The organism is Rhizobium sp. WSM4643, assembly GCF_025152745.1.
Classification (GTDB): domain Bacteria; phylum Pseudomonadota; class Alphaproteobacteria; order Rhizobiales; family Rhizobiaceae; genus Rhizobium; species Rhizobium leguminosarum_I.
This window is the reverse complement of record NZ_CP104040.1, coordinates 1,663,643-1,675,724: the sequence shown is the minus strand read 5'-3', so window position 1 is coordinate 1,675,724 and position 12,082 is coordinate 1,663,643. Positions and strand designations below refer to the sequence as shown.

The window sequence follows — 12,082 nt, the reverse complement described above, 5'->3', positions numbered from 1 at the left end:
ATCATGTCGGGTTTCGGCTGAACTCGCGCGAGAGAAGCCGGCCGGGAACAAACGCCGTGGATAAAAGTTGAGTGGCATCAACCACGTAACGTCAGTTCCTGACAGGAGGTCTCTCATGGGTCGCGGTATTCTTCTTTGGCTGCTTGGTGTTCCACTGCCGATCATCATCCTTCTTGCTCTGTTTATGCGATAGGAACAGATCATGTCGGTTTCAATGACAGGTTCCGGAGAGATTGCTACTCCGGTCGAATCGTCCAAATCCGCCATCACATGGGGGCCTATCTTCGCAGGCGCCGCGGCTGCCATCGGGGTGACGCTCATTCTTCTGTTGCTTGGATCCGGGGTTGGGTTGACGATGGTGTCGCCCTGGTCGGGGCAAAGCAGTTCGCTCGGCACGGTGGGGGTGACGGCAGCGATCTGGCTCGTTGTCGTGCAATGGCTCTCCTCCGGGCTCGGAGGCTACATCACCGGCCGGCTGCGCACGAAGTGGGCGGCCGTCCACACCGACGAGGTGTTCTTCCGCGATACGGCGCATGGCTTCATCAGCTGGGCGCTGGCTACGATCTTCGTCGCCGGATTTCTGGCGTCGTCGCTGACTTCGCTTGCCGGCGCAGGCGCACAAGCCGTAGGCTCCGCCGCACAAGCTGTGGGTTCGACCGCCACTGCAGCCGGCACGGCAGCCGCATCGTCGACAGCATCGCCGATGGATTTGCCCACTGCCTATTTTACCGACGCGTTGCTGCGTCCTGATCAGACTCGCGCAGCGGCACCGTCGAATGACGCCGCGGCAACGGCGGAAGTATCCCGCATCCTCCTGAACGGCGCCGCTGAAGGCCAAATTCCTGATGATGACAAGGCCTATCTCGCCACCATCGTCTCTGCGCGGACCGGTCTTTCCGAAGCCGATGCGCGTACCCGCGTCGACACCGTTCTGAAGCGGATCGACGACGCCAAGGTCGCCGCCCAGAAAGCCGCCGATAAGGCACGCAAGGCGGCCTCCACCACGGCATTGCTCGGCGCGTTGTCGCTTCTGATCGGGGCTTTCATCGCCTCTGCCGCCGCAGCGTTCGGTGGGTCGCAGCGCGATGAAGAGGAGGATCTCCTCGTCACACCTCGGATTTAAGAATCGACGGAAACCGGGCGCGGGGTCGAAGGGCAACGCGTCCCCTTTTAACCGGCGCCATCGCGGCTCTCCGCCGCCAGCCTCTTTCCCAATTGGCGATTTATTTTGCATCGAGCGGAACATGCGGCCGTGGTGATGCTTCGGTGAGGTCAAAATCTCACCGGAGTACGGCGGACCGCACTCCTCCCCTCGGCCGAGGGAACCGGCGACTTGCTAAAGGAGGCAACGGCCCGCGATTTCGTGGCGGATGCCTTCGTGCACTGCAAGTTCATCGGCTATGTGGAATCAGCACAGGCGCTGATGCAGAAGGCCGGAATCGCCAATTCACCCGATGAGGCGTGATTGCGCTCGGAGCGACGAAGGACGTTACAGCTTTTATCAAGGCGCTTGGCAAACTGCGTGTCTGGGGCCGGGAGCCATCGGTCAAATTGAATTGACCGTTTTCCTCGTCACTCGGTGAGAGAGTGGTTTGCCGTAGGTTTGAGCCTACGTCATGGAACTTGCCCGGAGCCGGTTCGTCGCGGGAGCCGGCGCACCATGCCCACGCGCTTGGAAGTGCAGCCACCCCAGAATATTGTGCACTGCAGCAACCATTCGCTCACTGACGCGTTTATGTAAGCATCACCGCCGTCCCGGCTGCTGATTGGCGGAGAATTTTCATGAGATCCATGTCAGACACGCTTGCACGCCTTGCTGCGCTGCGAGGAATGCTTCGCACCCGCCCCACGCAGGACAACACCGACCTCGTCTCCCTGGAAACGTTCGGTTCTAATCCCGGGGCTTTGGGAGGCTATACGTATCTGCCGTCACAGCACGGGAAGAACATGGCCCTGGTCGTCGTCCTGCATGGCTGCACCCAGACTGCCGCCGGCTATGATATCGGGTCCGGCTGGTCGCGATTGGCCGAGGACTACGGCTTCGCACTGCTGTTTCCCGAGCAACGGCGGGCAAACAATCCAAACCTCTGCTTCAATTGGTTTAACCCGGAGGACATAAGCCGGGATCACGGCGAGGTCTTTTCCATTCGTCAGATGATTGCGAAGGTGGTTGCGGAACACAGCATCGACGGCAGGCGCGTGTTCGTGACCGGACTTTCGGCTGGCGGTGCGATGGCCGCCGCCATGCTCGCCACCTATCCCGAGGTCTTTGCCGGCGGCGCAATCATCGCAGGCCTGCCATATGCCAGTGCCGCAACCATTCCCGAGGCGTTCGACCGAATGCGCGGCCAGGGCGGTCCGACCAGCAAAGAGCTTCAACAGCGGTTGAGAAATGCTTCAGAGCACAACGGACCGTGGCCGACATTATCGATCTGGCAGGGAAGCGCAGACAGAACCGTCGTGCCGTCCAACGCAAATACGATGGTCGAGCAATGGACACATGTCCACGGCGTCGACGCATTCCCGGCGCGTGTCGAAGAGATCGGACAGCATCAGCGAAAGGTCTGGACCGACGCTGACGGCGTCGAGGTGATCGAGCTCTATACGATTGCCGGGATGGGTCATGGCACGCCGCTTGATGTCGGCACCGGCTATGGGGCAAGCGGTCCCTTCATGCTTGACGTCGGAATTTCCTCGACCGTCGAAATTGCCAGGTCCTGGGGTCTCGTCCCCTCGTTTGAAAAACGGCGCAACGCGAAAGTCTCTGCTGCTCAACCGGAAAGCGCGGCAGATCCATACGGCACAGGTAGCGATCGTGGCGGCATCCAAAAAATCATTGAAGACGCCCTTCGGTCCGCCGGACTGCTGCGATAGTCGCAAGGCATATGACGGCCGTCAGAACCCGCGAGATCGCCGCTATCGGTTTTGAGACTTGGGCAATGGTCCGTTTTGATGGCTGAAGACGAGTTCGCTCTGGACGTCTTGCTGAAACTGCAGCACCCGCTGACCGACATCGCTCTCCGGCATACCTGCCGCCAAAAGCTGATCGGCAATCCTGCGGCATTCGGCCTTCCAGAATTCTATCGCATCTGCGCCATGCCGCCGGCCGAGTTCGCGAGCGCAACGCTCGACATTGGCAGTTCCGGTTCCAGCGGGGAAGGCAATAATCCTGCCTTCATTGTCGCCGGCAGGCCGGCGGGTCATTTCAGTAGCCATCGAACACAGGTTCCTTTGATCCTGTTCGTTGTCTACGGGACTATGGTTAATGCTTTCTATTTGCTGCAGTAAGAAGATCAATCAGGTGGAATTTTGGCGGGCCGCAACGTCACCAGACAATCGGATGGGTCTTGCCGGTGAGCACGTTCACGAACCCCTCCGGCGCCAGTTCCGACGGCGCGACCAGGACCCAGCGCCAGGGCGAGCAGGTCAACGTCGCAAACGACAGGCGTTCGGGAAATCCCGGCCACCATCGAGGCGAAAAGGTCGGCTCGTACATCCAGTCGATCCCGGCGCCAGCGGCATAAAGAGCCTGCATCTCCGCATCGAGCACTTCGGCCGAACGCGCCGTCATCAAGCCGCCGATCTCGTAGCGGACGCGGGCGAGAATCTTGCCGCCGGATACCAGCACCCAGCCGCCCTGCTGCTCGTTCAGGGCATTGACTGATATCGCCATCGCCTCGTCGGATGAGCCGACCGTCCAGATATTGTGCTTGTCGTGCCCCAGCGTGGAGGCGAGTGCCGTCTCCGGCGTGCGCGGTCCGGTGCCCAGCCAGAACATCCTGGAGACCTTCGCCTCCCCGGAAAACCGGTCGACAATTGCGAATTTGGTGACATTACGCGCGGCATCCCGCTGCACGGCGCCCTCTTCCACCGGCAATTCCATGGTGATGAAATCGTCGTGCCAGTGAAACGGCCGCAAAAGTGCAGCATTGACCGTGGCCCGGTTCGGCGGCGCCTCGATGCGGAAATCGTCGGATGTCACCGTCCGGTCTATTTTCACGGTCCGCGTCGCCCATTGCGGCCAATCGATTTCAGGGCGCACGCCAATGAATGTCGCACCCTCGGACACGGGACGCCCGTCCGCCCACACTCTTTCGATCGACAGGCTGGCGATGTCGCTGAGAAGAACGAAATCGGCGAAGCGGCCCGGCGCGATCGATCCGACCCAAGGCGTCAGCCGCATATGGCGTGCCGGATTGAGGGTGACGCACTGGATGGCGATCTCCGGCGCAAGGCCGTTTTCAATGGCGAGGCGGACATTGTGGTCGGTCGCACCGATTTTCAGCGTGTCCGAGGCGCTGCGGTCGTCGGTGACCAGCGCGATCTGCGACCAATCCGTCAGCCCCTTGTCGATCAGTCCGCGGATGACCTCCGGCAGGGAATGCGGCCTGAGCTCGATGAAAAGACCGTGGAGGAGTTTCTGCCAGATCTCATCGAGAAACCAGCCTTCGTGATCGGAGGCGAGACCTGCCGCGGCAAAGGCATTGATCGAGGCCATGTCGCGCAGTCCAGCACCGTGGCCTTCGACCACGCCGCGCTGCTCGAAGGTCGCGCCGATCATGCCCCACAGCCGATCGTAGGAAGGATTGCCGGGATCTGAAATGGACGGCCAGTCCATGACCTCGTCGAGCCCGGCGACCATCAGGCTTTCGGAAAGGAAGGCCTTCTGCTCGTCATAGCCGAACCAGCCGCCACCCCATTCATAGGCGGTCGGCGGGACGGCTGAGCCAGGCAGGGGAAAGATTTTCATCGGCGATCCGCGCCGGCGCGCTTCCAGCCAGAATTCCAGATTGCGGGCGCCGTTGACGTTGGAAAATTCGTGGCTCGCCTCGCATGTCCAGGTCACGCCATGCGGCATCACCAAAGCCGCCTCCCATTCCGGCGTCAGATGGGAGCTTTCGATATGTTTGTGCGCCTCGCCGAAGCCCGGCACGGCCGCAAGATCCGGCTCGGAGAACCGCTCGTTCACCTCGCCTGCGTAACTGCCGGCGGGGCCGACATAGGCGATGCGGCGGCCCTTGATGACGATCTCCTGATCGTCGAGCCATGTCCTCGAATGGACATCGAGCAACCTGCCGACCCGCAACAGCCTGTCGGCGGGCCGGCGTCCGAGCGCCGTCAGCACGAGATCCTGGCGCGTCAGAACCTCGTCGGACGCGTTGATCAGCAGATCGTCGGGAAGAGCAGTGCGCGAAGTGGCCATGAATGAAATGCCCGTGAGAAGCTGGAACCGCCGGACCGTAAAGACCACACGCCGATGTGTAAAGCGATGCTCCGGTCTTGGAAAATTCCTCGCACAAGAGCGTATTTGCTCAATTATTGAGCTTGCGAGCTGATCGATCAAAAAATAGTATCCCCCAAATCCTGGGGGTATCATCCCGATTGCCAACGCCGCTTTTCACAGAAGGACATTGCTCATGAAGGCCAGACGTTTTGCCCGAATCCTGTCTCTGGCGCTGCTTGCCGCCGTCGGCAGCACCGCAGCGGCACATGCGCAATCGAAGACGCTGACCATCTCTTGGTGGGGCTATAATGGCGAGAAGATGAATGCGAACATCATCACGCCGTTCAAGAAGATCTGCGGCTGCGAGATCGTGTTCGAAACCGGCAACAATGCCGACCGGCTCAACAAGCTGAAATTGCGCGATGGCAAGGGCGTCGATGTCATCTATCTCACAGACAGCTTCTCGCAGCTCGGCATCGAGCAGGGGCTGTTCCAGGAGATCGATGCGTCGAAGATTCCCAACCTCGCGGATATCTACGAACTGGGCAAGGCGCCTCAGGGCAAATACGGCCCTGCCTATACGATAGGGCGCGTCGGCATCGTCTATGATTCCGCCAAGGTCAACCCGCCGATCACCGCCTGGGGCGACCTGTGGCGCGACGATCTGAAAAGCTCCGTCTCCTTGCCCGGAATCACCACTACGGCCGGCCCGCTGGTCGTTCTGGAAGCCGGCAAGCATGGTGGCGCAGATGCCTATGAAGACACCGACAAGGCCTTCTCGGAAATCGAGGCGTTGAAGCCCAACGTCGTCAAGAACTACAACACCGGCTCGGAGTTGGTGAACCTGATATCAACAGGCGAAGTGCGCGTTGCGCTGGCCCAGGACTTTACCCTGGCGTCGATGCAGGCGGCCGTTCCGACGATGACATGGGCCAAGCTTACGGACGGCGACATCGCGACGCTGAACACCGTGAACATCCCGAAGGGTGCGGAAAATGTCGAACTCGCGCATCAGTTCATCAACTTCATCCTGTCCAAGGACGTCCAGCAGGCCGAAGCGGAACAAGGCGTCGATGCGCCGATCTCGACAAAGGTCAGCCTGACGCCGGACCAGGCGAAGATCTGGACCTATGGCCCGGATATGGTCGCCAGCCTCACCCGCATCGACTATGCCAAGATGAATGCTGCCAAGGCCGACTGGATCGACCGCTGGAACGAAGTCTTCGGTCAGTAAGGTGCCCGATATCCCGGCCTGACCTGAAGCCGGTTGACTGCCAGACATGGAAGCGCCGCACATTCGAATCCGAGATGCGGCGCCGTGATATCAGGACATGCCACGAGTTTTGAGATGAAGCATTTTGCCAGATGGGGATTGACGATGCCGGCGACGATTGCCGTCATTGTGCTTCTCATCATTCCGGTCGCCATCACCATTGCGGCGACGTTTGCGGAACCGAAGGGTGTGTTTGCTCCCTATGTGACGTTCTTCAACAGCGGTTTTCGGCGGGCGGTTCTCTATCGCACGTTGGAAATCGCCCTGATCACGACGGCGATTTCGCTCACCGTCGGTTTCATCACCGCCTATGTGATCGCGCAGATGCCCGGTCGCGCAAAGAGCGTCATGATCATCGCAGCGGTTTTTCCGCTGCTGACAGGTGTCGTCGTCCGGTCCTTCGCATGGCTGATCATTCTCGGAAAGAACGGCATTCTGAACGCCATGCTGATCTCGACCGGCATCCTCAGTGAACCGCTTTCGATGCTCTATACCGAAGGTTCGGTGATCGTTGCCATGGTCTATCTCTTCGTTCCCCTGATGATCCTGACGCTCGTCGGGGTGCTTGAAGGCATCCCGCGCGATCTGATCGATGCGGCCGCGTCGCTCGGCGCGAAACCGCTGATGACATTCTTTCAGGTGATCTTGCCGCTTGCGACACCCGGCCTCATCGTCGGCGCGGTCCTGGTCTTCACCGGCAGCTTCACCTCCTATGCGACACCGCAACTGCTCGGCGGAGAAAAGCAGATGATGATGGGAACATTCCTCTACCAGCGCGCCATGGTGACCTTCGATTGGGTCGGTGCATCGACGATTGCCGCCATCATGGTGGTGCTGACGCTCGGCGTCGTCCTCATCATGAGCCGCATCGCACGCGGGCTCAATCCGATGGCGGTGTGATGGACCGGCGCGTTCACCCGATCCTCGCGGCCTTTGCGGCCTGCGTTTTCTTCTTCCTGCTCGCACCGCTCGTCATTATCATCGGTGCGGCCGTCAGCGACACGACCTATCTGACCTTCCCGCCGCAGGGCCTGACATTGCGCTGGTTCGTCAATATCTTCCAGATCGAGGCCTTCCGCACGACCGCGATCACCAGCCTGCAGGTTGCCTTTCTCGGCACGGCGCTCTCCCTGCTGATTGGTGTCCCGGCAGCCTATGCGATCAACCGCTACCGGGTGGAATTGCCGCGCTGGCTTTCCACCATTTTCGTGCTGCCGATCCTGGTGCCGGAGATCGTCTTCGGCTTCTCGCTGATGAAATCGGTCACGATCGGCCTCGGAATGCCGATCTTTATCAGCCTGCTGGTCGGCCATGCCCTGCTGATCCTGCCCTATTCGGTGCGTGTCGTCGGCGCCAGCATGGCGGCCTTCGATTTTTCCGTCGAGGAGGCGGCGATCAGCCTGGGTTGCCCGCCGCTGAAAACCTTCCTGACCGTGGTCCTGCCGAACATCCGCGCCGGGGTCATTGCGGCCTTCATCCTCGCCTTCATCACCTCGATCAACGACGTGTCGGTTTCGGTCTTCCTGACGGGGCCGGGCATCTCGACGCTGCCGATCCAGATACTCGCGCATATGGAACAGTTCTTCGATCCGACGATCGCATCGGTCTCGGTGCTGCTGATGTTCGTGACAGTCGGCGTCATGGCCGTCGTCGAGGCCACGCTCGGCCTCACCTTCCTGACAAAGTAGAACACTCTTGACCGTATCCCTCACCATCGATTCCATCTCCGCCCATTACGGCAGCACGCAGGTGCTCAAGGACCTGTCGATCTCAATCATGGCCGGGGAACTGGTCTCCTTGCTCGGCTCCAGCGGCTGCGGCAAGACGACGACATTGCGCCTCGTGGCCGGTTTTCTGCAACCGAGCAGCGGCAGCATCAAGCTCGGCGAGCGCGACCTGACCGGCCTTCCCGCACATGCGCGCGACATCGGCCTGGTCTTTCAGAACTACGCGCTTTTTCCTCACCTGAGCGTACAGGACAATGTCGCCTTCGGCCTGAGGCAGCGTCGTATTCCTCAGCCGGAACTGACGAAAAGAACGATGGCCATGCTGGAGCGTGTCGGCCTTTCCGCCCTCGCCGACCGCCTGCCGTCGGCTCTGTCAGGCGGTCAGAAACAGCGCGTGGCTCTCGCCCGGGCCTTGGTCATCGAGCCACCGCTTCTGATGTTCGACGAGCCGCTTTCCAATCTGGATGCAAAGCTCAGGATCGACATGCGCGTCGAGATCAGGCAGCTCCAGCGCGCCAATGGCACGACATCACTTTACGTCACCCACGACCAGGAGGAGGCATTCTCGATCTCCGACAGAGTGGCGATCATGAATGCCGGGCGCATCATGCAGCTCGACGCGCCGGAGGTGCTGTATCGTCAGCCGGCCAACGCCTTCGTCGCCCGTTTCGTCGGCTTCGAGAACCTGATCCGTATGAAGGTGACCGCGCGCAACGGCGCGCTTGTGACCACCGAAACAACGGGCGGAGCCAGCCTGCAGCTGTCACAGGACACATTCGGGCCGATCAAGGATGACTTCGTGCTGGCCTGCCGCGCAGACGGTCTTGCCGTCAGCCGTGACGGCGATGGCATCGCGGCCGTGCTCGGCACGCGCACCTATCTCGGCCGGGCCTATCAGTACAAATGCATGACATCAGCGGGAGAGATTACCGCCAATGGGGCGTTGTCCAATCCGATGGAACCAGGGGCGTCCGCGGTGCTGACGCCTCTAGCAGAGCAATGCTGCATTCTCGATCCGGAAGATTGAAACGCTGAGGAGAGACGATGAATAGTGCCATGGACCAAGATATCGATGCCGTTCTCGCCTATGTGGACAAAAGCCTCGATGGCAGCTTGGCGCGGCTGTTCGAGTTGATCCGCATTCCGAGCATCTCGACCGACCCGGCCTATCGCGATCACTGCCGCGCTGCTGCCGAATGGCTGAGCCGGGATCTGGCTGCGATCGGCTTCGAAGCATCGGTGCGCAAAACGACCGGCCATCCAATGGTCGTCGCCCATGAAAAGGCTGCATCCGGACCGCATCTGCTGTTTTACGGCCATTACGATGTCCAGCCGGTCGATCCGCTGGCGCTGTGGACGAGCGATCCGTTCGAGCCGCGCATGGAAGCCTTGCCGAACGGCGATACCGCGATCGTGGCGCGCGGCGCGTCCGACGACAAGGGACAGTTGATGACTTTCGTCGAAGCCTGTCGCGCCTGGAGGAGCGTCACCGGAAAACTGCCGGTGCAGATAAGCGTGCTGTTCGAAGGCGAGGAAGAGGCCGGCAGCCCGAGCCTCGCACCCTTTCTGGATGCCACGGCAGACGAGTTGAAGGCCGATGCGGTTTTCGTCTGCGACACGGATATGTGGGATCGCGAAACGCCTGCCGTCACGACGATGCTGCGCGGTATCTTTAGTACGGAAATCGAGGTCATCTGCGCCGATCAAGACCTGCATTCCGGCATGTTCGGCAATGCCGCGCGCAATCCGCTGCAGGTGCTGTCAGACGTGGTTTCGAGCCTGCGGCGCGCCGATGGCGGCGTCGCGGTCGAGGGTTTTTATGATGGCGTCAAAGAGCTCCCGGACGCCATCAAGGCGCTGTGGAAAAGGCTGCCCTTCGATGAGGCGGCCTTTCTCGGCGATATCGGCCTCAGAGATCCGGCCGGCGAGGCAGGCCGTTCCGTCCTCGAACAGATCTGGGCGCGGCCGAGCTGCGAGATCAACGGCATGAGCGGCGGCTATACGGGCGAAGGCTTCAAGACGGTCATTCCGGCCAAGGCGAGCGCCAAGATTTCGTTTCGCCTGGTGGAAGGACAGGATCCCCAGGCGATCCGCGATGCCTTCCAGCGGCACGTGCGCGCATGTATCCCTCAGGATTGTTCGGTCAGCTTCAGGGATTACGGGCTCTCGCCGGCAACGGTCATGCCGATCGACAGTCCGTTTCTCACCAGAACGCTTCAGGCGCTTTCGACAGAATGGCAATGCGAAGCGGCCCTTGCCGGCACCGGAGGCTCGATCCCCATCATCGGGGAATTCAAACGCCGGCTCGGATGCGATGCCCTGCTGGTCGGCTTCGCCCGCTTCGACAACCGCGTCCATAGCCCGAACGAAAAATACGATCTCTCCAGCTTTCATAAAGGCATACGATCCTGGGTCCGCATCCTGGCGGCCCTCGCCGACTGACGCGAGTGTGCCGCGCCGGGCAGCTTTTCGGGCGCTGTAACACTTTGAATTGCTGCATTATGCAGTAGGCTATGGCGCAGCAAGCGCCCCACATTACCATCGATACCGAGGCAGTAGAGACCACCGATGACGATAACCGCTCCCCGCGATTTCCTGAAAGGCCTGTTCGACGCGGCGGTTCGCGCCGCCGATCCGCTGACCGGCATCAAGGCGCATCTGCCTGAAAGGCCGAAGGGAAGGACCGTGGTGATCGGCGCCGGCAAGGGCGCGGCGCAGATGGCGCGGGCACTCGAAAGCGTCTGGGACGGACCGCTCGAAGGTGTGGTGGTCACCCGTTACGGTTATGGCTGCGAGACACGCGGCATCGAGATCATCGAGGCAGCGCATCCGGTGCCGGATGCGGCTGGCCTTGCCGCCGCAAAGCGGCTGATGGAGACGGTGAACGGGCTGACGGAAGACGATCTGGTGATCGCGCTGATCTGCGGCGGCGGCTCGGCGCTGCTGCCTGCCCCACCGGACGGGCTGACCCTTGAAGACGAGATCGCGCTCAACGAAATGCTGCTTGCGTCTGGCGCGCCGATTTCGGCGATGAATGTCGTGCGCAAACATCTCTCCACCATCAAGGGCGGAAGACTTGCGGCAGCGACCGAAGCGAGAGTCGTCAGTCTGATCGTCTCCGATATTCCCGGCGACAACCCGGCCCATGTCGCCTCCGGGCCGACAGTGCCTGATGGTTCGACACGACATGATGCGCTCGAGATCATCAGGCAATACGGATTACAGCTGCCGCAGGCAGCACTCGGCCATCTGGACTCGCCGAAGGCCGATGCACCGCGGCCGGATGATCCGGTCTTCTTGCGCCACGCGCATCACATCATCGCCTCCGCCGGCGTTTCGCTGGCGGCGGCCGCTGCCCTGGCGACGTCGCAGGGGATCGAGCCGGCGATCCTTTCCGATGCGATCGAGGGAGAATCGCGCGACGTGGCGCTGGTGCATGCGGCCATCGCCCGCGAAGTGTCGGGCCGGAACAGGCCGTTTCCGAAGCCGGTCGTCATCCTTTCCGGCGGCGAGACGACGGTGACGCTGAGAACCAAGGGTGGCAAGGGCGGACGCAACGGCGAATTCGCGCTCGCCATGGCGCTTGCGATCGACGGACAGGAGGGCATTCATGTCCTCGCTGCCGATACCGACGGGATCGACGGCTCGGAGGATAATGCCGGCGCCTTTGCCGATGGCGGCACGGTGAGGCGCTTGCGCGCCGCCGGGCTCGATCCGCGCCGGCTGCTCGACGGTAATGACAGCTATTCGGGCTTTGCGGCCACCAGCGATCTCTTCGAAACCGGCCCGACCGGAACCAATGTCAATGATTTCAGGGCGATCCTGATCCGTTAGAGCAATTTCAGGAAAAGTGCGAAG

Annotated in this window: 10 protein-coding genes and 1 pseudogene; 9 read left to right on the top strand and 2 right to left on the bottom strand. The window is 61.2% G+C overall.

What is annotated here, in order from left to right; all coding sequences use genetic code 11:
• Positions 1-202 precede the first annotated feature (202 nt).
• The 3 genes and pseudogenes from N1937_RS08505 to N1937_RS08495 all read left to right on the top strand — a co-directional run bounded on the left by N1937_RS08505 (position 203) and on the right by N1937_RS08495 (position 2,874).
• Positions 203-1,123: a hypothetical protein gene (locus N1937_RS08505; protein ID WP_162118453.1), complete on the top strand. Its 921-nt coding sequence runs from the start codon at positions 203-205 to the stop codon at positions 1,121-1,123.
• 177 nt (positions 1,124-1,300) lie between these two features.
• A pseudogene (locus N1937_RS08500) lies at positions 1,301-1,560 on the top strand (catalase HPII); the annotation flags it as partial.
• 222 nt (positions 1,561-1,782) lie between these two features.
• On the top strand, positions 1,783-2,874 hold the full coding sequence (locus N1937_RS08495) for an extracellular catalytic domain type 1 short-chain-length polyhydroxyalkanoate depolymerase (RefSeq protein WP_260058273.1): 1,092 nt from the start codon (positions 1,783-1,785) through the stop codon (positions 2,872-2,874).
• Between the two features lie 42 nt (positions 2,875-2,916).
• On the opposite strand, the gene N1937_RS08490 is transcribed toward N1937_RS08495, so the two are convergent.
• Positions 2,917-3,216 carry a DUF6074 family protein gene (locus N1937_RS08490; RefSeq protein ID WP_017964020.1) on the bottom strand — a complete coding sequence of 100 codons (300 nt, stop codon included), beginning with the start codon at positions 3,214-3,216 and terminating at the stop codon, positions 2,917-2,919.
• Between the two features lie 109 nt (positions 3,217-3,325).
• Positions 3,326-5,344 (bottom strand): adenine deaminase, encoded by a 2,019-nt coding sequence (locus N1937_RS08485; protein ID WP_260058271.1) that lies wholly within the window; start codon positions 5,342-5,344, stop codon positions 3,326-3,328.
• A gap of 73 nt (positions 5,345-5,417) precedes the next feature.
• On the opposite strand from N1937_RS08485, the gene N1937_RS08480 reads away from it, so the two are divergent.
• The 6 genes from N1937_RS08480 (at position 5,418) to N1937_RS08455 (ending at position 12,058) form a co-directional block, all read left to right on the top strand.
• Positions 5,418-6,458, top strand: coding sequence for an ABC transporter substrate-binding protein (locus N1937_RS08480; RefSeq protein WP_260058270.1), 1,041 nt, complete (start codon positions 5,418-5,420; stop codon positions 6,456-6,458).
• A gap of 114 nt (positions 6,459-6,572) precedes the next feature.
• A complete protein-coding gene (locus N1937_RS08475) occupies positions 6,573-7,397 on the top strand; it encodes an ABC transporter permease (protein ID WP_162118450.1) in 825 nt (274 codons plus the stop codon).
• A complete protein-coding gene (locus N1937_RS08470) occupies positions 7,394-8,185 on the top strand; it encodes an ABC transporter permease (protein WP_260058267.1) in 792 nt (263 codons plus the stop codon). The genes N1937_RS08475 and N1937_RS08470 overlap by 4 nt, the downstream gene beginning before the upstream one ends.
• Before the next feature lie 7 nt (positions 8,186-8,192).
• Positions 8,193-9,251, top strand: coding sequence for an ABC transporter ATP-binding protein (locus tag N1937_RS08465; protein ID WP_260058266.1), 1,059 nt, complete (start codon positions 8,193-8,195; stop codon positions 9,249-9,251).
• A gap of 17 nt (positions 9,252-9,268) precedes the next feature.
• Positions 9,269-10,666 (top strand): dipeptidase, encoded by a 1,398-nt coding sequence (locus N1937_RS08460; RefSeq protein WP_260058265.1) that lies wholly within the window; start codon positions 9,269-9,271, stop codon positions 10,664-10,666.
• Between the two features lie 126 nt (positions 10,667-10,792).
• Positions 10,793-12,058, top strand: coding sequence for a glycerate kinase type-2 family protein (locus N1937_RS08455; protein WP_260058263.1), 1,266 nt, complete (start codon positions 10,793-10,795; stop codon positions 12,056-12,058).
• Positions 12,059-12,082: the final 24 nt, after the last annotated feature.